This is a genomic window from Ruminococcus sporogenes (assembly GCF_054655175.1).
This window is the reverse complement of sequence record NZ_BAAHOA010000058.1, coordinates 1-270: the sequence shown is the minus strand read 5'-3', so window position 1 is coordinate 270 and position 270 is coordinate 1. Positions and strand designations below refer to the sequence as shown.

The 270-nt window shown below is 42.6% G+C and carries 1 pseudogene; it reads right to left on the bottom strand.

Features of this window, described 5'->3' with window-relative positions:
* Positions 1 to 270: pseudogene (locus ACYQ0N_RS15450) on the bottom strand (type VI secretion protein); the annotation flags it as partial.

Sequence of the window (270 nt, the reverse complement as noted above, 5' to 3'; positions counted from 1 at the left end):
GGTGTCCATAAGACCTTTTACTCCGAAGCACAGAAACTTTGAATCCTTAACGTTAGTATGCCCGTTGAAATATTTTGCTTCAGCTCCTCTGCACATAGAATGCAGTCCCAGACAGATGTTCTGAAGTATTTCCTCTGTGTACAAACGCTTCTTTTCCTCGTCGAAAATCATGAATTCCTTTTCCGTCAGTTCATAAAGATCGGTCATTGTGGGATAATCCTCCGGCTTCAGCCTGTTGAAATCAGTGAGGTCGTCAATACCGAATCTTGA